Annotated in this window: 19 protein-coding genes; 11 read left to right on the top strand and 8 right to left on the bottom strand. The window is 37.3% G+C overall.

Annotated elements, in window-relative coordinates; translation table 11 throughout:
• Positions 1-210 precede the first annotated feature (210 nt).
• The 4 genes from clpB (at position 211) to HDC90_RS08815 (ending at position 5276) form a co-directional block, all read left to right on the top strand.
• Positions 211-2811 (top strand): ATP-dependent chaperone ClpB, encoded by a 2601-nt coding sequence (gene clpB / locus HDC90_RS08830; RefSeq protein ID WP_184465599.1) that lies wholly within the window; start codon positions 211-213, stop codon positions 2809-2811.
• A 321-nt stretch (positions 2812-3132) separates the two neighbouring features.
• Positions 3133-3786: a hypothetical protein gene (locus HDC90_RS08825; protein ID WP_184465598.1), complete on the top strand. Its 654-nt coding sequence runs from the start codon at positions 3133-3135 to the stop codon at positions 3784-3786.
• 11 nt (positions 3787-3797) lie between these two features.
• On the top strand, positions 3798-4427 hold the full coding sequence (locus HDC90_RS08820; protein ID WP_184465597.1) for a hypothetical protein: 630 nt from the start codon (positions 3798-3800) through the stop codon (positions 4425-4427).
• Positions 4428-4589: 162 nt separating this feature from the next.
• Positions 4590-5276 carry a hypothetical protein gene (locus HDC90_RS08815; protein ID WP_184465596.1) on the top strand — a complete coding sequence of 229 codons (687 nt, stop codon included), beginning with the start codon at positions 4590-4592 and terminating at the stop codon, positions 5274-5276.
• Between the two features lie 39 nt (positions 5277-5315).
• On the opposite strand, the gene HDC90_RS08810 is transcribed toward HDC90_RS08815, so the two are convergent.
• Complete coding sequence (locus tag HDC90_RS08810) at positions 5316-6518, bottom strand: MFS transporter (RefSeq protein ID WP_184465595.1); 1203 nt, start codon at positions 6516-6518, stop codon at positions 5316-5318.
• Between the two features lie 201 nt (positions 6519-6719).
• Between HDC90_RS08810 and HDC90_RS08805 the strand changes: the two genes are divergently transcribed.
• Together HDC90_RS08805 and HDC90_RS08800 are read left to right on the top strand one after the other, a co-directional pair.
• A complete protein-coding gene (locus HDC90_RS08805; RefSeq protein ID WP_184465594.1) occupies positions 6720-6860 on the top strand; it encodes a hypothetical protein in 141 nt (46 codons plus the stop codon).
• Between the two features lie 318 nt (positions 6861-7178).
• Complete coding sequence (locus tag HDC90_RS08800) at positions 7179-7781, top strand: outer membrane beta-barrel protein (protein WP_184465593.1); 603 nt, start codon at positions 7179-7181, stop codon at positions 7779-7781.
• An 82-nt stretch (positions 7782-7863) separates the two neighbouring features.
• Here the strand turns inward: HDC90_RS08800 and HDC90_RS08795 are convergent, their stop codons facing one another.
• Positions 7864-9516 carry a M28 family metallopeptidase gene (locus HDC90_RS08795; RefSeq protein ID WP_184465592.1) on the bottom strand — a complete coding sequence of 551 codons (1653 nt, stop codon included), beginning with the start codon at positions 9514-9516 and terminating at the stop codon, positions 7864-7866.
• Between the two features lie 132 nt (positions 9517-9648).
• Positions 9649-12393, bottom strand: a complete 2745-nt coding sequence (locus tag HDC90_RS08790; RefSeq protein WP_184465591.1) for a S8 family peptidase — start codon at positions 12391-12393, stop codon at positions 9649-9651.
• A gap of 203 nt (positions 12394-12596) precedes the next feature.
• On the opposite strand from HDC90_RS08790, the gene HDC90_RS08785 reads away from it, so the two are divergent.
• Positions 12597-13433: a M57 family metalloprotease gene (locus tag HDC90_RS08785; protein ID WP_184465590.1), complete on the top strand. Its 837-nt coding sequence runs from the start codon at positions 12597-12599 to the stop codon at positions 13431-13433.
• A gap of 674 nt (positions 13434-14107) precedes the next feature.
• Here HDC90_RS08785 and HDC90_RS08780 read toward each other — a convergent pair.
• Complete coding sequence (locus tag HDC90_RS08780; protein WP_184465589.1) at positions 14108-16615, bottom strand: DPP IV N-terminal domain-containing protein; 2508 nt, start codon at positions 16613-16615, stop codon at positions 14108-14110.
• A 176-nt stretch (positions 16616-16791) separates the two neighbouring features.
• Between HDC90_RS08780 and HDC90_RS08775 the strand changes: the two genes are divergently transcribed.
• The 3 genes from HDC90_RS08775 to HDC90_RS08765 all read left to right on the top strand — a co-directional run bounded on the left by HDC90_RS08775 (position 16792) and on the right by HDC90_RS08765 (position 19778).
• Positions 16792-17670, top strand: a complete 879-nt coding sequence (locus HDC90_RS08775) for a polysaccharide deacetylase family protein (protein ID WP_184465588.1) — start codon at positions 16792-16794, stop codon at positions 17668-17670.
• A 16-nt stretch (positions 17671-17686) separates the two neighbouring features.
• Positions 17687-18547, top strand: coding sequence for a polysaccharide deacetylase family protein (locus tag HDC90_RS08770; protein ID WP_184465587.1), 861 nt, complete (start codon positions 17687-17689; stop codon positions 18545-18547).
• Between the two features lie 64 nt (positions 18548-18611).
• Entirely contained in the window at positions 18612-19778 is a 1167-nt protein-coding gene (locus HDC90_RS08765; RefSeq protein ID WP_184465586.1) for a DUF3298 and DUF4163 domain-containing protein, read from the top strand.
• Positions 19779-19939: 161 nt separating this feature from the next.
• On the opposite strand, the gene HDC90_RS08760 is transcribed toward HDC90_RS08765, so the two are convergent.
• The 4 genes from HDC90_RS08760 to HDC90_RS08745 form a co-directional block, all read right to left on the bottom strand.
• Positions 19940-20392 carry a 3-oxoacyl-ACP synthase gene (locus tag HDC90_RS08760; RefSeq protein ID WP_184465585.1) on the bottom strand — a complete coding sequence of 151 codons (453 nt, stop codon included), beginning with the start codon at positions 20390-20392 and terminating at the stop codon, positions 19940-19942.
• 52 nt (positions 20393-20444) lie between these two features.
• Complete coding sequence (locus HDC90_RS08755; protein WP_184465584.1) at positions 20445-20789, bottom strand: DUF1801 domain-containing protein; 345 nt, start codon at positions 20787-20789, stop codon at positions 20445-20447.
• Positions 20790-20901: 112 nt separating this feature from the next.
• Positions 20902-21477, bottom strand: coding sequence for a nitroreductase (locus HDC90_RS08750; protein WP_184465583.1), 576 nt, complete (start codon positions 21475-21477; stop codon positions 20902-20904).
• 130 nt (positions 21478-21607) lie between these two features.
• Positions 21608-22171: a hypothetical protein gene (locus tag HDC90_RS08745; RefSeq protein ID WP_184465582.1), complete on the bottom strand. Its 564-nt coding sequence runs from the start codon at positions 22169-22171 to the stop codon at positions 21608-21610.
• Between the two features lie 413 nt (positions 22172-22584).
• Between HDC90_RS08745 and HDC90_RS08740 the strand changes: the two genes are divergently transcribed.
• Entirely contained in the window at positions 22585-24207 is a 1623-nt protein-coding gene (locus tag HDC90_RS08740; protein WP_167295052.1) for an ABC-F family ATP-binding cassette domain-containing protein, read from the top strand.
• Positions 24208-24240 lie beyond the last annotated feature (33 nt).

The following is a 24240-nucleotide window of genomic DNA, read 5'->3' as shown; positions in this document are numbered from 1 at the left end:
TAAGATGGCTTAGGTGGTTAATAATAATTATAAAGCTTGTTTAATGTCCAATCGGTTCGGCAGTTAGCAATTGGCAATTCTAACACGACAAAATTTCAGCACAAAACACTATAAATCAGCAATTTAGTCATAAAAATAAAAATATTACCGACAAAATTTCCGATTGTAAAATCAAAATGGCCGTGGCATTTGTTTTGACTTAAAAGGGATATGAACTTCAACAATTTTACTATAAAAGCCCAGGAAGCAGTTCAACAGGCTTCTGAAATAGCCCAAGGCAATCAGCAACAGGCTATTGAAACGGCACACCTGCTTAAAGGTTTGCTTACTGTTGATGAAAACGTGGTTTCTTATGTTTTAAAGAAATTAAACGTCAATCTAAATTCATTAAATCAAAATTTAGATGCAGAGATTGCCAAGTTCCCGAAAGTGAGTGGAAGCAATGTCTATCTGTCATCTAACGCAAATAGCGTTTTACAAAAAGCGCAGACGTTTTTAAAAGAGTTTAAAGATGAATTTGTATCTGTAGAGCATCTATTATTGGGTATCCTAGCCGTTAACGATAGCACTTCTAAATTACTAAAAGAACAGGGTGTTAACGAAAAAGACCTTAAAAAAGCCATTATTGAGCTGCGTGGTGATAACCGTGTAACCGATCAAAATGCCGAGGCCACCTATCAGGCCCTGAGCAAATATGCCAGGAATTTAAACGAATACGCAGAAAGCGGAAAACTAGATCCTGTAATTGGGCGCGATGAGGAAATCCGCCGGGTAATACAGATCTTATCACGCAGAACCAAGAACAATCCTATTTTAATTGGCGAACCTGGTGTGGGTAAAACCGCCATTGCCGAAGGAATTGCTTTTAGGATTATAAAAGGTGATGTACCTGAAAATTTAAAAAGCAAAGTGGTTTATTCACTCGATATGGGTGCTTTAATTGCAGGAGCAAAATACAAAGGCGAATTTGAAGAGCGTTTAAAAGCTGTAGTTAAAGAGGTTACCCAAAGCGATGGTGATATTATCCTGTTTATCGATGAGATCCACACTTTGGTGGGTGCCGGTGGCGGTGAAGGCGCTATGGATGCAGCCAACATTTTAAAACCTGCCCTTGCGCGTGGAGAACTGCGTGCCATTGGTGCAACAACTTTAGATGAATATCAAAAATATTTAGAAAAAGATAAAGCTTTGGAACGTCGTTTCCAAAAGGTTATGGTTGAAGAACCTGATACCCAGGATGCCATTTCTATCCTCCGTGGTTTAAAAGAACGTTATGAAACACACCATAAAGTAAGGATTAAAGATGAAGCCATTATCGCAGCCGTAGAAATGAGTCAGCGATATATTTCGGACCGTTTCTTGCCAGATAAGGCCATCGATTTAATGGATGAAGCTGCATCTAAATTACGTATGGAGATGGACAGCGTGCCTGAAAATGTGGATGCTCTAGACCGTGAGATTATGCGTTTAGAAATTGAACGTGAAGCCATTAAACGGGAAAAAGACGATAGGAAGGTTAAAGAACTTTCAGAAGAAATTGCTAATCTATCAGCAGAACGTGATGAATTTAAAGCGAAATGGCAAGGTGAGAAAGACTTGGTAGATGCCGTAAATAACGAACTGGAGCAAATTGAGCACTACAAATTAGAAGCAGAACAAGCTGAACGCGCAGGCGATTACGGTAAAGTTGCCGAAATCCGTTACGGAAAAATCAAGGAAGCCCAAGATAAGGTTGAAAAACTTAAAACCGATTTAGAAAGCCAGCAAAGCAATAGCCGTATGCTTAAGGAAGAGGTTACTGCTGATGATATTGCAGGCGTAGTAGGCCGTTGGACAGGCATTCCGGTTACGAAACTGATAGCCAGCGAGCGCGAAAAATTACTTCATTTAGAAGAAGAATTACACCAGCGTGTGGCTGGTCAGGATGAAGCAATTGAAGCCATTTCTGATGCCATTCGCCGCTCGCGTGCAGGCTTGCAGGATAAACGTAAGCCAATTGGATCTTTCATCTTTTTAGGTACTACTGGTGTAGGTAAAACGGAGCTTGCAAAAGCCCTGGCCGAATTTTTATTCAACGATGAAAATGCCTTAACCCGTATCGATATGAGCGAATACCAGGAGCGTCATGCAGTTTCACGTTTAATTGGAGCACCTCCAGGATATGTGGGTTATGATGAAGGCGGACAGTTAACTGAAGCCGTTAGGCGTAAACCTTATTCGGTGGTATTGCTTGATGAGATTGAAAAAGCACATCCTGATGTATTTAACATTCTGTTACAGGTATTGGATGATGGACGTTTAACGGACAATAAAGGTAGAACGGTGAATTTTAAAAACACCATTATCATCATGACCTCAAACATTGGTGCGCATTTAATTCAAGATAATTTCAAAAACTTAAACGATGAAAACCGCGAGGAAGTAATTGCGAAAACCAAAAACGAGTTGTTCGAGGTACTAAAACAGACCATTCGTCCGGAATTTTTGAACAGGATTGATGAGCTGATTATGTTTACCCCGTTAAACCGCAGCGAAATCAGAAATATTGTAAGCTTACAGTTTAAACATGTACAGCAAACATTGGCCGAAATGGGTATAGAAATGGAAGCCAGTGATGAAGCTTTAGATTGGTTGGCACAATTGGGTTACGATCCTCAGTTTGGTGCCAGACCATTAAAAAGAGTGATCCAAAAAAGAATCTTAAATGAGTTGTCGAAAGAGATATTGGCGGGTAAGATAGATAAAGACAGCAAAATTAAGTTGGATATGTTTGATCATAATTTTGTGTTCCTGAACCAAAAAGCGGATTAAATACATAATCATCAAATCCCATAGATTAATTTCTATGGGATTTTTTTATTTAAAGCTAGTTAATTAGCTAAAAAGGCCGTCATCTCGACCGCAACGCAGTGGAGCGGAGAGATCTGCCTCTAGATAGATTTAGCTTCGCTGAATACTTATGTAGTCCCTGCATTTGCTTCAAGTTGGTCTGGATTTGCAATACAGCCCCGCGAACTGTGAATTCATAATTCACTCACCAAGCCCGCTTTATGTAACTAACATAATAGTTCGTTTTCTTGTTTTTTGTTTCAATAATGATTATTATTGATTACACACAAAAACACAAATAAAATGAAACCTAAATTAATCATCATGGCGCTGCTATGCGCCATCAGTTGGCGCAGCTATGCCCAAACTGAAAAAGGAACCGGATTTATTGGCGGAAGTCTGAGTTTTGGAACTTCTAAGCAAAACAGCTCATCACCTAGCTTAAACACGTTTACCCTAACGCCAAGAGGAGGTTATTTTTTAGCCAATAATTTTGCCATTGGTTTAGAAATCCCCTTAAATCTTTCGAAGCTCAGGGGTGAAAATTATATCGCATGGAATGAAGAATACGGGTATTACGAAGAACAGCTTGGGGTAAAAGAATTTAGCTTTGGTTTTTCTCCTTTCATACGCAAATACATCGACGTTAAAGATCGCTTTAAGTTTTTCATGCAAGCCAACCTGCTCCTACAGGTAAACACTTTTAACCGTATTGACAATGAAGGTTACCTGATCCGTACCGATGCTAAGATAAAGGGATGGGGTGCAAGCGTAAGTCCTGGCTTTAGTTATTTCATATCGAAACATTCAGCCTTGGAATTTTCATTACCGGTTGTATCTTTCTTCCATCAAAATTACTATGCTGAAGAATCGCTCTACAACTATGACAAAACCAATAACCTGAAGCTCGCCCTGCAAAATTTCACACCAACATTTACCTTCAATTATCACTTTTAATATTTAATAAAATGAAAAATATATTCAGCAGGTTAAGCTTAAAGGTTTTAAGCTTAACCATGCTTTTAACTTATACAGTTAATGTAAAAGCACAAACTACAGCGAGCACCGAAATAAAATATTACAGAAGCATTTTCCCCGAAGAAAACGGAAAGATCAAATCAATCGGTAATACCAATTTTGAATACTACAAAAGTATTTTCCCTGAAGAAAATGGGAAGATTAAATCAATCGGTGATAAAAAATTTGAATATTATAGAAGTATTTTCCCTGAAGAAAATGGTAAAATTAAATCTGTCGGCGATAAAAAAATAGAATATTTCAAAAGTATCTTTCCCGAAGAAAATGGAAAGGTAAAATCAATCGGTGATATGCCAATCGAATATTATAGAAGCATCTTCCCTGAGGAAGATGGAAAAATCAAATCAATTGGTAATGTTGTCATCGAATATTACAGAAGCATTTTTCCTGAAGAAAATGGAAAGATTAAATCCATAGGTAGCGCACAGATCGAATACTACAGAAGCATTTTTCCTGAGGAAAATGGAAAGCTCAAATCAATTAGAGGTGAAACAGGTAGTGCCTTCAATTTTTCGCCTACTGAACTGTATTATTTTATCCTGAACGCAAATTCGAAGTAAAATACAATCTAGTCATTCTTATTAATCAACACCAATCCAATAATTTAGATTGGTGTTTTTTTTTATACCTGACGATCAATCACTTAAAAAACAAATAAACTAAACAAATAGTTAATATCGGTTTTTTATGCTATTATTGAATACACAAAAACACAAATGAAAATGAAAAAACAACTATTAACGTTGGTAGCGGTATGTACTATCATGATTGGAGCCAATGCTCAAACAGAAAAAGGAGATAATTTAATTGGTGGTGCTATTGGATTTAATTATAACAAACAAGAGCCATTAAATTCTAATAATACTTTTACTACCGGCAATTCAAAATCCTTTAATATTTCACCACGATTTGGACATTTTTTTGGAAAAAACCTAGCGCTAGGTTTACAGGTTGGATATGGCGGAAATAAGTCGGAATCCCAATCAGTATATTTTCTGGGAAGCGGCAGTCCACAATACATCAATTCAGTTAGTAAAAGTCATTCCTTCAATATTATACCGTATTTAAGGTACTACGTAGATATTGTTGATAAATTTAAATTTTTCAACCAGGCAAATATTGGAATGGCTTGGGGTAAAAGCAAGTATACCCTAACATCATTAGGTAATTACATTAATGAAACCACCAATTATAAAAGTACCTATTATCAGGCTTCTATAGACCCTGGATTTGCGTTCTTCCCAACTAAAAAATGGGCCGTTGAGCTTTCTTTTCCTTTACTTTCTTATAGCAAACAAAATGTGAAAGATGATGGTGTAAATTCAAATTCTCAAGCCTCAAGCAATAAATCATTTACATTTGGCTTTAGTTCTTTCACGCCAAGCGTCGGAGTTAACTTACATTTTTAAATCGGATAGCGCCATCTTTGCTAAAGATGGCGCTAATTTTTATTTCTTCTTCGTTTCTATATTAGGCAAGAAACCGGTTAATAACCCGATTAAAGGCAGAAACGCACAAACATTAAATACGTATTCTATACTAGTAGAATCAGCTAGTTTCCCCAATAAAGCCGACCCAATGCCGCCCATTCCAAAGGCAAAGCCAAAAAACAAACCGGCAACCAAGCCTACCTTTCCAGGAATCAATTCTTGTGCATAAACCAGAATTGCAGAGAAAGCAGATGCCAAAATCATCCCAATAGGAACAATAAGAACACCTACCCAAAATAAACTGGCATGCGGAAGCAATAATGCAAACGGTGCAGTACCCAATATGGACGCCCATATTACATATTTCCGGCCTATTTTATCACCTATTGGCCCGCCCAGCAACGTTCCGGCAGCTACCGAGAATAAAAATACAAATAAATAAATCTGTGAGGTTTGCACCGAAACATGGAATTTATCGATCAGATAAAAGGTAAAATAATTAGTCAAACTCGCCATATAAAAATATTTCGAGAAAATTAATAAGAGTAAAATACACACCGAAAAGATTACCTTTCCTCTCGAAAATTGATTCACAACAGTTTGAATATTGATCTTTTTACTTCTCGAAAGCATAAATCCTTTGTACCAGTTACCTACATAGGTTAAAATAATAATAGCTAAAAGTGCAATTACCGAAAACCAGATCACGCTGAATTGCCCATATGGCACAATAATCCAGGCCGCCAATAATGGACCTAAAGAACTGCCTGCATTACCACCCAACTGGAAAACAGACTGTGCCAGTCCCCTCTTTCCCCCAGATGCGGCATGTGCCATCCTTGAGGCTTCGGGATGAAATATAGAAGAACCAATTCCGATAAAACACACAGAAAGCAAAATGGTATAAAAATGTGTCGATTGGGAAAGCGAAATCAAACCGATCAGGGTAAACCCCATCCCTACCGCCAACGAATATGGCTGAGGTTTTTTATCTGTATACAAACCTACAAATGGCTGTAATAAGGAAGCAGCCAATTGAAAAGTAAGCGTAATTAAACCAATCTGCGAAAAACTTAAATGATAACTGGTTTTGATAATCGGATAAATCGCCGGAATTAATGATTGTATGGTATCATTTAACAGATGCGAAAAACTTAAAGCAAAAAGAATGGGAAAAACGGTTTTTTCAATAATTGATGTGGTAGTAGTATTCTCAGTCATAACGGTATCTTATACCGTCAAAAATAGCGATTATAATTTTTTAAACTACACGATATGTCCTTGTAAAAACCAACATTTTGATAAAGTTTTGGTTTTATAACTATGGAAAAGAACAGAAAAATTGTTGGTTTATGCGGAAGAATATAATTATGGAATGTGGGGAACAGTTAGAATTCAAACCGCATTTTTACCTTTTTAAATATGAATCCGGTTTTACAACCGGAAGTTTTAATTGCGCAAGCTCAAAACAAATTCGATACTGAAGGAAATCTGACAGACGAGAGAAGCATCGATATTATTAAAAAGAAAATAGAAAATTTAATTTCTGCCTGTAAGGTCTAATCCAAAACCACAACAACTCTTCTACAAGATCTGCCATTTTAGACATAATAAAATCTGACATTTATACAAAAAAAGTCAGATTGTCAATCTGTCATGTCTAAAAAATTAATCAGTCGATTAATTTTTAGTCACACGAAAATAATATTGACTTAACATTAATTTTATATCTCTTTATCAATTAGACAGTTGACCAAAAACTGATTTTTTGATGACGCAGACAAAGTTTTTTGGCACAAGTGTTGACTTTTATTCAAATATAGTCAGAAATTAAAAAAGTAAAATTGACTATATTTTAATAACAAATAAATAATAAAAAAGATGAAAAAACTATTATTATCTTTAGTAGCAGTAGCAGGTTTAGTTTATGGTGCACAAGCACAAACTGAAAAAGGAAATTTTATGTTAGGTGGTAATGTAGGTGTAAACTCTACAAAAGTAGACGGCGCTCCAAAAGCAGATTTCAGCTTTAGCGTATTACCAAGTGTTGGTTATTTTATCAGCAATAATTTTGCTATCGGTACAGGTGTTGGTTACGAATATGATAAAAAAGTAAGCAGCAGAACAGAGAATGGTGCATTTAAAGTTGCTCCTTTCGGTCGTTACTATGTTGGTTTATCTGATCAATTTAAATTCTTCGGACAATTATCAGTACCATTGGCTTTCGGTCAATTAAAAGCAACAGATGCTAACGGCGATAACGCAGTTAAAGTGGGTACCACGACCAAAATCGGTGTAGAAGTTGCTCCAGGTTTTGCTTTCTTCCCAACTAAAAAAATCGGTATCGAACTTTCAGTTAAAGGTTTAAGCTACGACAATTACACTGTTAAAGCTGAAGGAACTGGCGCTAAAGTTAAAACCAATACTTTTGGCTTAAACGCTGATACTTTTGCACCAAGATTAGGTGTACAGTTCTACTTTTAATTAATTCTCCCTTAAGGGAAATTTAATAAAATGACTTTTTTTTCGAAGAGCGTCCCGGTTTACCATCGGGACGCTTTTTGTTTTATTTCTTTTCCCGGATGGCTTTAAATTCAGATCCGTCTTTCCACTTAGGATACGAATCTTCATTGCTGATGCGATATCCCATATTAAAAAGCATTCTAACATCTTCTACGATACCAGATAAATCCCATGTTTTGGCATCAAAATTATCTTGTGGCGAATGGTAGCGGAATTTGGTAAAATCGGCTACCTGCTTTAATCCCCATTCCCTACCATTTTTAATGTTATCTACTCCAGAACCCGTAAACAATGAAGGCACACCAACTTTAGCCAGATTAAAATGATCTGAACGGTAGTATAATCCCGATGATGGAACAGGATCTGGAACAATTACCCGCCCCTGCTTTTTAGCCGCCGCAGCAGCATAATCTTCGAGTTCTGACTGGCCAAAACCATACACGACAATATCTTTCGTTTTACCTGCTATGCCCATCATATCCATATTAATATTGGCAACAGTTTTAGCTAATGGAAAAACAGGATGTTTGGCATAATATTCAGATCCTAAAAGGCCTTGTTCTTCTGCTGTATAAGAAATAAACAAAATAGTACGTCCAGGTACTTTAGGCAACTTTTTAAAGGCCGAAGCAATTTCGAACAAGGCCGCTACACCTGTTGCATTATCAACCGCACCATTATAAATAGAATCGCCTTGTATTTTCTCTCCTACACCTAAATGATCCCAATGTGCCGAATAAATAATAGCTTCATCTTTACGTTTATCGCCAGGTATTTTAGCCAGAACATTATAAGTAACTGATTTTTTGATCGTATTTTTAACTTTTAGTGAGGTGGTAATATTTAAATCGACAGCTTTAAAACCTTTTTTACGGGCACTTAAAGCCAATTGATCAAATGATTTCCCATCCAGCGCAAATAATTGTTTCGCCTTATCTAAAGTAATCCAGCCTTCTACTACAGCCCTGCTCATTCCATTGTCTTCGCTTTGCAAGGTAAGCTTAGATTTCGACCATCCGCTCCGAACAACTGTCCAGGGGTAAGCCGCTGGCTCGGTATCATGAACAATAATAATACCGGTAGCACCCTGCCGGGCCGCCTCTTCAAATTTATAGGTCCATCTGCCATAGTAAGTCATATTTTTACCTTTAAATAAGGTAGAATCCGCAAAGCCAGGATCGTTAATCAACACCACCACCGTTTTTCCCTTTACATCAAGATCCGCATAATCGTTCCAGCCGTACTCGGGTGCCACAATACCATAGCCAGCAAAAACCAGTGGTGAGTTACTAATGCTTACCTCATCTTGCACATGGCGGGTACCAGCCACAAAATCGGTTAAATAATTTAAGGTTAAGGATGCTGTTTTTCCTTTAAGCACCATTTTATCTTCTGGAACAGATTTAATCTCTACCATGGGTACCTCTTGAAAGAAACTATCTCCATTACCAGGTTGCAAACCCAGTTTTTCGAACTGTGTTTTTAAATAATTAATGGTTTTCGTTTCTCCATTGGTAAACGGTTTTCTCCCCTGTAAACTATCAGCCGCAATTACCGATAGATATTGGGTTAAACTCGAATCGTTAATGGCTTTTATGGCCAAAGAATCGGCGCTAACATCAGTGCTTTTTACACCTTGCTTGCAGGAACCAAAGAAAAGGAGCGCGCAACTGGAAAGTAGGAGAAGTTTTTTCATTTATAAAGAATTGGATTTTAATAAAAATGCATTGCTGAAAATTACGAAGAAATTAGGAGTTTCAGTCTTTATTCTCTTAAATCTGCAGGAGAAAGTATATTTAATGCAGGATCAAGTAGAATATAATACCGGTTATTTCTTAATCAGCTTAAATTTCTTCAATTGCTGCCCGTTTTTATTAATCACACCGACATAAACACCCGTTGATAAAGCATTGAGCAAAAACCGATTGGAGCTTGTAGCTTTTTCTTCAAAAACCTTTTGCCCTAAGATATTAAAAATCGATAGGTTGTAATCTTCAAATGATCCACTCAGAACGGTTAAATAATCGGCTACCGGATTGGGGAAGAACGTAAATTCATTTTCTTTAAGAAACACCACCGAAACCAGATCACTCTGTACCTGGCCGTTGGCTGTTTGGAAAGTAACACGGTAAAACTGGATTCCATCTTTTGGTTTTTCATCAAAAATTGTATAATCGAGTTGATTTGAAATTGGTTTGGTCTGCTGTAAAATACTAAAAGTATTTGGGCCTGTCTGTTTTTCCCAGATAATGTTCTTTAAATCCAGCGTACTGCCTATACTCAGATCAACCCTTATCCGGTTATCATCCGCTACTGATGCAAATAAATTTTTCACATAACAGGCTACTCCCTGTTGCGTATAATCAATGGTGTAGCTTTTTAAACCTGTAAAATCTGTACCGTTTGCTGCCACCGCAAAATACCTGCTATTGATCTTGCCTGCATCAAGCTTAACTACGGTATCAGCAAGGGTTAACACCGGAGAAAGGCTATTATCTACTATATTGTACAAAGTATAGTCTTTAGCCCCAGGCTGAGGGTTCCAGTTTAATACAATTCCATCTTTGCAAACATAACCCACCTGCAATGCCCTTGGCTTCGAAATTACAAATGTCCGGCTCAATATTACATTTCCTTCCACTTCCATTTTAACTATTGCTTTAGCAAACAAATCTGGCGTATTCCAATGGTAAAAACCTTTACTTAAATCGACATTGGTGACAATTGATTTCCACGTGACACCCTCATCATAACTCACGGATAGATTTCCGGTTTTGCTGGTATAAGTATTCTCCCACCTGATGTAGTTACCTTCATTGGCAAAAAAGTATTCGTTTTTTTCAGGACTAATAAAGGAAAAAGTGTTTTTGAATATGTAACGATAAGCCAATGCAAATGGCTGGTTATTGCCTTGCACTATCCTATTACCCTTAACATGAATATTATAAACACCTGCAGTGGGATTATCAAGCGTAACCTGTTGAATATTATTGATAACATCTGCCTTACGCACTGCTGGTTTTGAGAGTGAATCTAAATGAGGAAAACTGCTTAATACCCAAGGTAGCGTTAAATTTCCTGCAGGATTTTCGAGACTTAAATCTAGTCCATTAACCAAACTTTGGGCTGCATTTACAACAGCAGGAGGATCGTTCCAGGCAATAGTCAGTTTCACTTCAGCTACATTAGCCGGAATAGCTAAGGGAATAAGCAGATCCTGATTTTTGGCTACTTCGTATAATAACGCCCTATTTTCATCTAAAGTTTTTAACGATTGTGCTACATTGAGTTTTCCATAACCGTACACAAAATCAACCTGTGGTGTGCCTAAATCATCGGCAGAATTAATTACTGTTGCCCTGATTAGTGAAGCGGGAGCAGTTTTTTTATATTTCTGCTGATAAAATTGTTCCAACAAAGCAATCGACCCACTGGTAGTTGCTGCAGCGCCTGATGTTCCGTCTTCGCCTAAAGCAACAAGTTCTGGTTTTACACGACCATCGTAGGCAGGGCCTTTACTGCTCAGATTTTCGGAAATGTTTTCTCTGTTGATACCTCCTATTACTAATAAATTTTTCGCCTGCTTAAAATTTCCCGTTAAATTGGCACGAGCAGTCATGCCTTGATAAAATCCTACAGAAGGTGTGCTTGTTCCTTTATTTCCGGCAGAAAAAACATGCATCAAAGTATCGGTTTCGAAGATCTGTTTATCGTATGCTGCCGCCTCCATTCCGTAATCGTTATCTATATCAGTACCATAAGAATGATTTTGAACGTTAATCTGAAGTTTGTTTAAATCGGTTACCAGATCGGGCATCAGATTAGTGAAATCCGAATAGGCAAGTTTGGCCTTTGGTGCCGCGCCTAAACCCCGGATAAAGGAATTACCGTTTCCTAATGCTAAAGTAGCCATAATAGTGGCGTGGGTAGTTGGCGTTTTACCAATAGTGGCCCCTGTAACGGTTTTTCCTAATAAATCAAGATCAGTAGCATCGTACATCCCTTCTTTAAATGAAACATTTATACCTGTGCCATCAACACCGGGAAAAAGATTTCGGGCGTTAGAAATTTGGTTTAAAGCCAGGTCCAGTCCATTAATTACCACTTCCTCTTTGGCTACAGGCAAAACATCGGCGTATAAAACATCGCCAAGTTCTAACAACAACATTAAATCTGCCGGCAATAGGTAAGCAGTACAAATGTTGTTTACGTTATCGGCTGATTTTATCTTTAGGTTTGCAACAGCCTTTGGTAACGCATTTATATTTTTGAAAGCCAGCCGAACCAGGATAGAATCGTTCTTTTTATTGGTTTTACTTAATACTTTCATCAATCTATCGCTAACCTTCCAAAGTCCATTGGCTTGTTCCTGAGAAACTATACTGTTAGAAAAGCTAGAAACATTCGATTTTTCGACAATAAAATAATCACCTGAAAGACGTTTTTTGGGTTTCAACAATTGAATTTCGGCAGCTGTTAAAGTACGGTTGAACCTTACCAAAATAGGCTGATCGCCGCTTGGTTTTAAAGTGTTGCCTGTTTTTGAAATATATTTTTCAAAATATTTTTCCATTCCACCAGGTTGTACCTGTGCATTTAAACTAAGAACAGACAGACAAAAGCATATAAATAAAAATACAGTGTTGACTTTCAAAAATTATTTTATTATAAAATTTTGTTTACATCATTTATCTTCTCTAAATTAGGATTTATAAGGTAATCCACAAATTTTATTAACTAACTTATTCAACCTAAACTAATTTAATTCTATTCAAGATGAAAACAAACAAATTTTTATCGATTGCAGCCGCATGCTTCTTAATCACTAACCTATACTCATGTAAGAGTAATAATACAGAAAATGCAGTAGAAAGCAAAACTGACATCTCAGCAGATAAGTTATCACAGATCAAATCTTTAGGCTTCAACACCAATAACATCCGTAAAATAGACGAAGGATATTTGATAGAGGGTGACATTCTTTTAACTGAGGATAACCTAACTGAAACTTCTACCGGTGCAAATTTAAACATTGCCGAAACCGAACAGTACCGAACCACAAATCTGGTTAAATCATTACCACGTGTAATTACCGTTTCAGTAACTAACCTTCCTCAGGTATATAGTGATGCTGTAAATACAATGATTTCGAGATACAACTCATTAGGTTTACGTATCACTTTCCAAAGGGCAAGCGCAGGTACAACCGGAAACATTAATGTGGTAGGTTTTAACGAAGGTCCGAGCGGTGGTTTTATCACCTTAGGCTCTGCTGGTTTCCCTACTTCATCAGGTCAGCCATTTAACCAGATCAGAATGAACACCAATTCAGCCGCCTATGGTTCCAATCCTAATTTATTGTACCTGGCTTCTGTAATTCAGCATGAAGTTGGCCACTGCATCGGTTTCCGCCATACCGACTACATGGACCGCGCGTTTAGCTGTGGCGCAAGTGGTGCAGGTAACGAAGGTGCATCAAATGTGGGTGCAATTAGAATACCAGGAACTCCTTCAACTCCTGATGCTGGTTCATTTATGCTAGCTTGTTCTAATGGTGGTAACCGCACTTTCAATGCAAATGATGTAATTGCAGTAAATTACCTTTACAAATAAGATCAAAAAACAAGGATTACCTAAACTTAAGATATGGCCTCCCGATGTAAAAATCGGGAGGCTTTTTTTAAAAAGAAAATTAACGATACAAATTATAAGAAGATGCATTAAACAAACTCGATCAACGCTAATAAAAGAATAAGGGCTTATTAATGTTGAGTTTTGGTTTGGAGCGCAAGGCTTCTACAAGACAATAAGCTTTTTCCCGTTTTACGCTTATACGCTTCACTGCCTCGTACCTCGTTGCTGCAGGGTATCACTGCAACCGGGGCTAGGTGGCTAAGGCAGCATTTCATTTTTGAGGTTGCAGGGGTGCCTAACCTGATAACAGTACTAAAATAACCGAAAAGAATATGATCCGTGAGGATACGAATCATAGCAAAGGAAAAGAAAAACTTTGCAATTGAAGGCTTGTATTTGGAAAACAACCCAAATTAAGCAAACCTGATAGCGCCAAATAGCTCCCGATTTAGAACAAAAGTGTATTTAAAAAGATTCAAATCGGGACTATGGGCAATAGTAGAACTGGAACAACAAAAGAATTACCGGAGCCTGCTTTTCTAAAAACAAAAATTGGTAAAAAAATAAAGTGTTTCATGAGGACATGAACCACGGTGAGAGAAAAAAAGGCCTGCGTTTCCACAGGCCATTGTAATCACTTATTGTATTAAAAATTACTTGCCATTCTGCTCAATATCCCTATCCATTTCTACCAGATCAACATCACTTGGTTCAGAAAAATCGCCGATTAAATATTTGTTAAAATGATCGGCCAGTTTCCAGAAAGCATACTCCGTCATATCTCCAAAACCATGGCGCTGACCGGGAATAATCAAGAAATCGAAACGTTTACCTGCTTTCATTAGTGCATTGGCTACACGGATTGAGTTTGCTGGATGCACATTATTGTCTACATCGCCATGCATCAATAACAAATGACCCTTTAGATTTTTGGCCAGATCAGGATTTTTATCAATGCTGTATTTAAATGAGGTATCGCCTTTTAACGAAATGGTTTCTTTTACGCCATGGTGTTTTTCGCTCCACCAGCGGTTGTAAATGCTATTATCGTGGTTTCCTGCATTCGAAACCGCAACTTTAAAGAAATCTGGATAAACCAACATAGCTGCTGTCGACATAAATCCACCGCCAGAATGGCCGGTAATGCCCACTTTAGATTCGTCTATGTATGAATACTTTGCAGCCAATTGCTCTATAGCCGTTTTCTTATCTGCTAAACCGTAATCGCGCAAATTGCCGTAACCGTAAGTATGGTACCATTTAGACCGCGAAGGGTTTCCACCGCGGTTTCCTACTGTAATTACGATATATCCAAATTGTGCCAAACGTTCGGTACGGTCCATACTTTTGCTGAAAGCTTTGTTTACAGCTTCGGTTTGTGGCCCTGGGTAAACATACTCGATAATCGGATATTTTTTATTGGGATCGAAATCGAAAGGTTTATACATTACGCCATACAGATCAGTTATTCCATCATCTGCTTTTACTTTGAAAGGCTCAGGAAATTTGTAGCCTGCCGCTATAAGCAATGAAAGATCTGTAGTTTCAAGATCCATTACTTTTTTGCCTGCTCCATCATAAAGTGTAGCTTTTGGCGCAGTATTTACTCTCGAATAATTATCTACAAAGAAAGTATTGTTATCATTCATATTCGCCACATGGTCAAAATCACCTGCATTTAACAATTTCATGTTTGAACCATCAAAATTGATGCTATATAAATGTAAGTAATAAGGATCTTCTTTGCCTTCCCTACCATTTGCGGTGAAATAAAGGATACGTTTTTTCTCGTCAATATTTACGATATTCTCACAGTGGAAAGCGCCTTTTGTAATCTGGTTTTTTAGCTTGCCATTTTCGTCAAAAAGATAAAAATGTGCCCAACCATCGCGCTCGCTCCAGTGAATTAATTCTTTACCATCATTTACCAAGCCTGGGCGGTTAACTTCAACATAAGTATTAAAACGTTCGTCGATTAAAGGTGTTACTTTCCCCGTAGCAATATCAACGGTACCAATGTCTATACGTTTTAAATCGCGGCTGGTACGTGAAAAATAGAACCGGCTATCATTACCCAGCCAAATAGACGGGCGGAATTCGTTATCACGGTCTTTATTTAATGATGGTTTGCTCCAAACCGAAACACTTTGATCTTTAAAAGCCGAAACATTGAGTTTTTTATAAGATTTTGCAGCAAAATCGAATAACAAAACCTCATCCTGAGGGGCTTCGGCCTCTCCTGGCATTTGGTATTTATAGGTTTCTAAAGTTGGGCGACCAGGTGTAACACTATTAATTACCCAAAGATCTTTAACCTTACGCGAATCAGTCCTATCCAATACAAAATATTTCGAATTCGGCGACCAAAGCACATAAGCACCGCGACGTTTTTTATTGTTTTTTTCGTTTTCTACATTGTTTTCGCCATCGCCATCGCTTCCATAAGAATAGAATTTAACCCCATCTTTAGTAAGCTGATGCTCTACAATGGTACTATCATCTTCATTTTTAACAGCTTTTTTGTAATTCTCTTTATCCATCCAATACAAGTTGTAATTACGGGAAAAGATAATGGCTGAAGAATCGGGGGCTACCGATCCCCATGATGGTTTTGGTTTTGGTTTACTGAAATTCGGTACTTCAGTTAATTTTGCACTTGCCAGTTCGTATTTGAAAGAAAATATTTTCTTCTGCATAGAATCTGCAGCTTTTTTATCTTTTCTATCTTTTTTTAGTTCATCAATTGTACTTTTTATTTCAAAAGAAATACTTTTTTCGTCGGCTGCAAATTTTAAGTTTTCGAGTGGCAAATGTTCTGCATCAAATGGATCGCGAACAATCAGGGTAATATCTGCTGCTAGTTTAGCATTATCAAACATTATTTTTTTGCTTTTTGATGCAGGATCTACCAAGTACCAAAACTTTCCTTTTGGACTTTCAAAAGTATACCAAAAACGGTTGCTCAATTTTAGCCAATGTGGGTCTACAGCAGTAGAATAAACCATTTTTTTCAATTTATTTGGCGAAAAACGCGAAGCAAGCTGATAATTTGCTTTAGGTTGTTGCTGAATATTTTCGGTAATGGTAAATGTTTTATTTTGTGCAGTAACAGTTAGAGATAAAAACTGTGCACCCAACAGGAGTTTATAAAGTTTATTCATTAAAATTTGTTTGAGCCGCTAAATTATTTAATTAAAGGATATTAAGCAGATTTTGATATGTAATAAATGCGATAGTTAGTGTAATTTCCTGCAACTAAAATTAATTATTAACACAATTTATTTTGATGGATAAATAATTAATGGATTTTATAGTTTTGTAGCTATATATCCTAATAATGAAATACAGCTTTTTAACACTGATAACAGCCGGAGTAATCTTATTTGCCAGCTGCCAATCTAAATCTCAGACAGAAAATTCTGCCACTAAAGATTCTTCTGCGCAAAGCAACAAAACTGCAGCAAGCTCCGGAACACCAGTTGATGTTTCGAAAATAAAAGTGGCTGATGCGAAAACCATCCTAGCCAGAAAACAAGTTCCAATTTTATGTTACCACCAGGTAAGAAACTGGAAACCAACTGATGGCAAAGTAGGTAAAGATTATATTGTAGAAATCCAGAACTTTAAAGATCAGATGAAAATGTTGGCCGATAGCGGTTATCATACCATTTTACCAGATCAGCTGTACGCTTACTTAAATACTGGTGCTGCCCTACCTAGTAAACCGATTATGTTAACTTTTGATGATACCGACATGGACCAGTTTACCGTTGTACGCCCAACTTTAGATAAACTGGGCTATAAAGCTGTTTATTTTATCATGACGGTTTCGATCGGTAGAAAAGGCAAGTTTGTGGATTATATGACGAAAGAGCAGATCAAACAACTTTCTGACGAAGGAAATGTGATCGGCAGCCATACTTACGATCATAAAAATTTCAAAAAATATGCTGGTAAAGATTGGGAAGAGCAATTAGACAAACCAACCAAAAAACTGGAAGAAATTACAGGTAAAAAGATGACAGAATTTGCCTACCCTTTTGGTTTATGGAATGCGGAAGGTATTCCTGAGCTTAAAAAGCGTGGTTTTAGAATGGCTTATCAGTTATCGACCAAACGTGATGAAAAAGATCCGTTGTTTACCATCCGCAGAATTATTGCCAGCGGTTATTGGTCGCCAAAAACATTAAGTAACAGCATTAAAAACAGCTTTTAAACAAGATCGCTACATTATGAAAAGTTTCTTGCTCTATGGTGCAGTTTCTACATTACTTTTAACCTCTTGCCAGCCTTCTAAGGCTTCAAAAGAAAAAGAAGCTGCAGATACTACCGAAACGGTTAAAATAGACTCTGCAAATACCAAACCTGCCGATAACAAAACCATTTTGGCGCGGAGAGAGGTACCCGTTCTGTGTTACCATCAGATTAGAAACAATATTGCCAGCGATAGTAAAAGAGCTCATGACGATATTATTGCCCCTGATAAATTTAAGGAACACATGAAAATGCTGGCCGATAGCGGTTATCATTCTATTTTACCCGATCAGCTGTACAATTACCTTGTTTACGGTGCTAAATTACCCGAAAAGCCAATTATTATCACTTTTGATGATACAGATGAAGATCAATTTACCATTGGGAATACAACATTGAAAAAGTACGGTTTTAAAGGCGTTTATTTTATCATGACGGTATCAATAGGCAGAAAAGGGCGGATTAATTATATGACCAAGGAGCAGATTAAACAATTATCTGACGAGGGAAATACGATTGCCAGCCATACCTACGATCATAAAAACTTTGCTCAATTTACTGACGAGGACTGGACAACCCAAATTGATGCGCCAACTAAAAAACTGGAAGAAATTACAGGCAAAAAAGTGGAGTATTTTGCCTTTCCCTACGGCGTTTTTAAAGCTTCAACTTTACACAAACTGAAAGAGCATGGCTTTAAAGCAGCATTTATACTTTCAACAGCGCGGGATGAAAATTATCCACTTTATACCATTAGGAGAATAATTGATCCTGGAAGATACACGGCAAAAAATCTATATTATAGTATTAACAAGAGTTTTAATAAAACAAAACCTTAGTAGAGGGGTTAATGATTAGAAGCTGAAATCCTTTAACATTAAAAACCCCTGTAACAACCGCCCTATGAAATATTTTTTTCTTTGTTTTCTTTCCGGATTATTGATCATATCAGCCTGTAACAATCCTAAAAACAGCGCCAATAACACCGAAGCTACAAATAACGCAACACCTATAAAAACCGAACTCAGCGATAGTTTTTATAAGAGGCTTGAAGGTACCATTGCAGGCAAAAAAGTTGTGCTGCACCTGCAAAAAGTGGATGATGATGTGAGCGGAACTTACTATTACGACGGTGCATGGCTTAACCTATCAACTGATACTTTAATCGGGAAAGATAGCATCGTACTTACTGAATATAGTTTTTATGAATCATACTTTTCGCCCGATTTTAAATCGCCTCATTTAGCTTTAAAATGGAATGGAAATGGCTTCAGTGGGCATTGGGAAAGTGGCGATAAAACCAAAAAATACCCGATAGCCTTGACAGAAAAATATCCTGAGGGCAGCTATCCTTTCAATGCCGGAATTTACAAAGATGCTATTAAAGCATTTGCCGACCAGCCAAAATCTCCTACAGCGGAAATCAGCTTTGAATACCTGGAAAGCAAAAGCAATGATGAATATGGCAACTGGCTAAACTCAGAACTTAAAAAAATTTCAGGATTAAAATCGCAGGCCGATCGCCCAATAGGTTTCAAAAATATTGCAGCTGCTTATTTCAAAGACTATAAAACCCAGGTTGCCGAGGAACAAAAAAATGGCCGCGACAATGATTTCCAGGCATGGATGAATTATACCGAAAACAGTCAGCAATCGGTTAATTATAACGATAATGGTTATATAGTAATCGATTTCCTGGCTGATTCTTATACCGGTGGCGCACATGGCAATTATAGTAGCACAATGTTTTGTTTAGATGTGATGAACAAAAAGCAATTGGCGCTAAACGATATCATAAAAATAGATTCGAATACCTTACAAAGCATTTTAGAACGCAATCTTCGTAAAGAATATAATATTAAAGCCAAAGATGCACTGAGCACCGTTCTTTTTGACGACTTTATAAAACCAAATAACAACTTTTATTTTAATGCCAATGGTATCGCTTTTATGTATAATCCATATGAAGTAGCCAGTTATGCCCAAGGGCAGATTGTGGTTTTTGTACCTTATTCGGATTTAAAGACCTATTTGGTGCCTGCTTTTGCAAAGCGGATGGGAATTAAATAGTTGGCAATTGGCGGTTATCAGTTTACAGTTGATTTTAGGATATTGATTAATCAGTTAATTGCTTCAATCGGTCAACTGTGAATTTCAAACTGCCAACTGCTTCTGCGTTCATCATCTTAAATCAGCCGGAAATTTATTTGTTAATCGATCAACTGAAAACTTTATAATATCTCTTTCACAATATAATCTTTTCCATTAAACTTAAAACTTTCATTTATAGCTTTTCCGATCAAAAACCGCCCGATTGGCGAAGCCTGCGATACTGCAAAGAATTTTTGCCCATCGGTATTTAATTCACCTGCACTAATGCTGATATAAAAATTACCTGCTGAGGTTAAAACCAAACTTCCGTTTTTAACCAAGTGGTCCGATTCTACATTTTCGATCTGCTGTAATGCAATTTTCTGTTGCCCTGCTTCGTACAGCAACTTACTGTTCCGGTCCATCTCCTGCTGCATCATTTCGCGCGTCGTTTCGTATTTATCGCCTGCACTACTTTTTGTATCATCATTAGAAGCTTGCCTGGCCTGCTGCAGAGAATATTCAATATTTTCTATCCTATTTTGAATAAATGTTAAACAAAGCTGATAAAGTTTTGATTTTAAGGCTGACATATAATAGTTAGTAATGGAAAATGTAAAACGGATGATATTAATGGAAGACAGACTATCTCCTTAAGGCAAAGGCCTGTATTAAAATAGATTCGATTTTCTTTTTGGGAATATCTTTGAGGTGGTTGATCAATAAAATTTTCATTCTGGCCCTTTTCTCCTGCAACAAATCTTTGTGTTCAATTTTATTTCCATCAACCAAACCAATGTAAGGCTGATGGAGCTTTTTATGTATCCAAAGATAGCAGAACATTTTTCCTTTATGATAATAAAAAGGCATTCCGTATTTCCAGTGTTCAGTAATATCGGCATAATCCATTAAAAGCGACCTTAAATATTGAAGGCAACTTTTAATAGGCTCATCTTTTTTTTCGAAATAATTATCCAACGGACTTAGCATAATTTTAGATGATGTTAGATGGAGATAGTCTATAGTCTTCAGTCCGTAGTCTAAAGTCGATTAACCGGTTAACCGCATCTACCACTTAACCTTTGACTAATGAACAAATGAACTACCCTTCTATCCACCTCACCTTTTCTTCCATCGAAGTCCGGTTTGGCGCCCATGGTTTTTCGTTATGATAGCCCATGTAAAATAAGCCGATGCACTTTTCATTTTCACCCAGGCCTAAGAAATTGCCTAAATCATCAATTAATGGTGGAGAACTCCAATATGCGCCAACTTTTAAACTTTCGGCAGTTAAAGCCATATTTTGAACAGCGCAGGAAACAGCGGCCAACTCTTCCCATTCGGGTATTTTACCACTAACCTGCATGTTTATTGCAATAATGCAATCAGCCTGGCTCGTTTTCTCAGCAAAGCTGTCGTACTTTTTCTGTAAAAACTGTTGGGGGCTAACCAATTCCTTATATAATTTTCCCAATTCTTCACCAAGTTTTGTTAATCCCGCCTTTCTGATCACAACGAAGCGCCAGGGCTGGGTTAACTTATGCGTTGGCGCATAATTAGCTGTTTCCAAAATCTGGTTAATTACTTCTACAGGGATTTCTTTTTTGATATAGCTTGCAGGAAAAATACTGCGACGTTCTTTTATAACTTTTGAAATGATATCGTATGTTGTACTCATTTGGTAAATATAAGGTAAAAGGCTTAAGGTTAGATAAGGCGGAAGTTGAAGGTTTAAGGTTTAAGGCTAAAAGCACAAAGATTTGACTTTGCGTTAACCGAAGAAAAAGTTGAGGGCTAAGAAACATCAACTAAAAATTGCGAACTGATAACTGCTTCCTAATCTGTTTAACTTTCGCGAAAAAGGCAATACTTTCTTTATCCACCAGAAAATCCATCGTTTGCAACAATTCTTCTTTAATCCAGTTGTGCCTGGCATTTAAATTGGCCAAAATATTTAAACAATGTGATTTTACAGCTACCGGAATCTGCGCATCAATTAACCAGGCGAAAACAACTTCTACCAAATGGTTGGTATCATAATCGGCAAGGATTTTCTTAATTTCCACTGAGGCATTTTTCTTAGTCATTAAGGCGAGAATTTTAACATAATGCCTCAATGCCGATAAATTGCTTTGTTGCGGAAGTTTCTCCAAAAAATAAAGCGCACAGGGCAAAAATCTATGCTGATGGTTAGTAAATACATTTTCTAAAATCCATGCAGCCCTAAAACCAATCTGTTCATCCTGATAAAAGCTTAAATTGATCAAATCTTTTACCGAAAAGGCGTCTTCCGAGGCTATGGCTGCCAATTTTTCTACTTTACTTTTTTGAAGAGTTGTTTTAATGTTTTCGAGCAAGGTTTGATTTAGCATGAGGCTAAAATAAATATTTTAGGATAAAGTATTTTGAGATAGGTCCTCATTCCCAACTCGATTGCGAATCTTAATGCATACGGCATATTGTGTTAAGATTCCCGCCTACGCGGGAATGACGTACCCCTTAATTTAATTTGCTTAATAAGTTTTAATTTTCGGGAACTAAGTTTTTAGCCTTTAGCTCAAAAGCTTCTCCCCTTTGTAAAATAAACCCGGTAGCAGCGAACACGGAGTGTAACGGAGTAAAGCGGATAACGGGGCTTCACCCGCAACCAAGAACCAGCCCCTACATTTCTTAACCCTTCCAACTTATAATATTTCTGTACTAAAACTTTCCGGCAAGCAAACCATTAAACACTTTCCTACCCTCAACCTTTTTCCGTATCTTTGCGGCTTATTTCAATTATAGCATGATTTCAGTTTCTAATTTATCGTTACGATACGGCAAACGCACATTATTTGAAGATGTTAACTTAAAATTTACCCAGGGCAACTGCTATGGTGTAATTGGGGCTAACGGCGCAGGTAAATCTACTTTTCTAAAAATTTTATCAGGAGAAGTGAGTCAGACCTCTGGTAGCGTGGCTTTTACTCCAGGCGAAAGAATGGCGGTTTTAAAACAAAATCACTACGAGTTTGATGAGTTTTCGGTATTAGAAACCGTAATGATTGGTCATAAAGAACTTTATGCCATTATGAAAGAGAAAGACGCCATTTACATGAAAGAAGATTTCTCTGAGAAAGATGGCGAACGCGCCGGAGAGCTTGAAAATCTGTTTGCAGAAATGGATGGCTGGAACATGGAAAGCAATGCAGCAACCATGCTGAGCAATTTGGGTATAACCGAAGATAACCACTATAAACTGTTAAAGGAACTCGATAATACACAAAAAGTACGTGTATTATTGGCGCAGGCCCTGTTTGGCAACCCAGATATTTTACTGCTGGATGAGCCTACCAACGATTTGGATATTGAAACCATTGCCTGGTTAGAGAATTTTTTGGCCGATTATCAGAACATTGTATTGGTAGTATCGCACGACAGGCACTTTTTAGATGCGGTATGTACACATATTGTGGATATCGATTTCGCTAAAATGAGCATTTATACCGGTAACTATACCTTCTGGTACGAATCTAGTCAACTGGCACTAAAACAACGCAGCGACCAGAATAAGAAAATGGAAGATAAGGTGAAAGAGCTGCAGGAATTTATCCGCAGGTTTAGTGCAAATGCTTCTAAATCAAAACAGGCTACTTCACGTAAAAAAGCTTTAGATAAGATTGATATTACTGAAATTAAAGCATCAAGTAGAAAATACCCGGCCATTATATTCAACAATACCGGTCGTGAGGCTGGCGACCAGATTTTACAGGTAGAAAACCTGGGCAAAAACGGAAATGATGGTGTATTATTCGATAAAATTACTTTCATGGTTAATAAAGGCGATAAAATTGCCATATTATCTCAGAATAGTTTAGCCACCGCTGCATTTTACGATGTTTTAACAGGCAGAGATACAGACCATAAAGGCGAATTTAAATGGGGTGTTACCATCAGTACAGCAGATATTCCGAATGATAACTCTGAATATTTCGCCGGTAAAGATGAAAACCTGGTAGATTGGCTGCGCGAGTACTCTGGTACTGATGCTGATGAACAATTTGTACGTAGCTTTTTAGGCCGTATGTTATTCTCAGGTGAAGAAGTACTCAAAAACGTAAAAGTGCTTTCAGGAGGAGAGAAAATGCGCTGTATGTTCTCCAGAATGATGTTACAACAAGCTAACTTATTAATGTTTGATGAGCCAACCAACCACTTGGACTTAGAATCGATCGAAGCATTGAACAATGGTATGAAGGATTTTAAAGGTACCATATTATTTACCTCACGAGATCACCAGTTAACAGAAACCGTTGCCAACCGCATTATCGAAATTACACCAAAGGGTACTATTGATAAGTTAATGACTTATGATGAATACATTAACAGCAGTGATGTTGCGAAATTAAGAGAAGAGATGTATTCTTAATTACACTTAAAATATTTGCTTTATAGCCACATG

It is taken from the genome of Pedobacter sp. AK013 (genome assembly GCF_014205835.1).
Taxonomy (GTDB): domain Bacteria; phylum Bacteroidota; class Bacteroidia; order Sphingobacteriales; family Sphingobacteriaceae; genus Pedobacter.
This window is presented reverse-complemented; position numbering and strand designations above follow the sequence as displayed.

Coding starts and splice junctions, on each gene's coding strand:
- HDC90_RS08795 (WP_184465592.1), bottom strand. CDS start 9,516: ATGAAAAAACTTCTCCTACTTTCCAGTTGCGCGCTCCTTTTCTTTGGT.
- HDC90_RS08765 (WP_184465586.1), top strand. CDS start 18,612: ATGAAATATTTTTTTCTTTGTTTTCTTTCCGGATTATTGATCATATCA.
- HDC90_RS08750 (WP_184465583.1), bottom strand. CDS start 21,477: ATGAGTACAACATACGATATCATTTCAAAAGTTATAAAAGAACGTCGC.
- HDC90_RS08825 (WP_184465598.1), top strand. CDS start 3,133: ATGAAACCTAAATTAATCATCATGGCGCTGCTATGCGCCATCAGTTGG.
- HDC90_RS08815 (WP_184465596.1), top strand. CDS start 4,590: ATGAAAAAACAACTATTAACGTTGGTAGCGGTATGTACTATCATGATT.
- clpB (WP_184465599.1), top strand. CDS start 211: ATGAACTTCAACAATTTTACTATAAAAGCCCAGGAAGCAGTTCAACAG.
- HDC90_RS08800 (WP_184465593.1), top strand. CDS start 7,179: ATGAAAAAACTATTATTATCTTTAGTAGCAGTAGCAGGTTTAGTTTAT.
- HDC90_RS08780 (WP_184465589.1), bottom strand. CDS start 16,615: ATGAATAAACTTTATAAACTCCTGTTGGGTGCACAGTTTTTATCTCTA.
- HDC90_RS08820 (WP_184465597.1), top strand. CDS start 3,798: ATGAAAAATATATTCAGCAGGTTAAGCTTAAAGGTTTTAAGCTTAACC.
- HDC90_RS08790 (WP_184465591.1), bottom strand. CDS start 12,393: ATGGAAAAATATTTTGAAAAATATATTTCAAAAACAGGCAACACTTTA.
- HDC90_RS08760 (WP_184465585.1), bottom strand. CDS start 20,392: ATGTCAGCCTTAAAATCAAAACTTTATCAGCTTTGTTTAACATTTATT.
- HDC90_RS08755 (WP_184465584.1), bottom strand. CDS start 20,789: ATGCTAAGTCCGTTGGATAATTATTTCGAAAAAAAAGATGAGCCTATT.
- HDC90_RS08770 (WP_184465587.1), top strand. CDS start 17,687: ATGAAAAGTTTCTTGCTCTATGGTGCAGTTTCTACATTACTTTTAACC.
- HDC90_RS08785 (WP_184465590.1), top strand. CDS start 12,597: ATGAAAACAAACAAATTTTTATCGATTGCAGCCGCATGCTTCTTAATC.
- HDC90_RS08745 (WP_184465582.1), bottom strand. CDS start 22,171: ATGCTAAATCAAACCTTGCTCGAAAACATTAAAACAACTCTTCAAAAA.
- HDC90_RS08810 (WP_184465595.1), bottom strand. CDS start 6,518: ATGACTGAGAATACTACTACCACATCAATTATTGAAAAAACCGTTTTT.
- HDC90_RS08775 (WP_184465588.1), top strand. CDS start 16,792: ATGAAATACAGCTTTTTAACACTGATAACAGCCGGAGTAATCTTATTT.
- HDC90_RS08740 (WP_167295052.1), top strand. CDS start 22,585: ATGATTTCAGTTTCTAATTTATCGTTACGATACGGCAAACGCACATTA.
- HDC90_RS08805 (WP_184465594.1), top strand. CDS start 6,720: ATGAATCCGGTTTTACAACCGGAAGTTTTAATTGCGCAAGCTCAAAAC.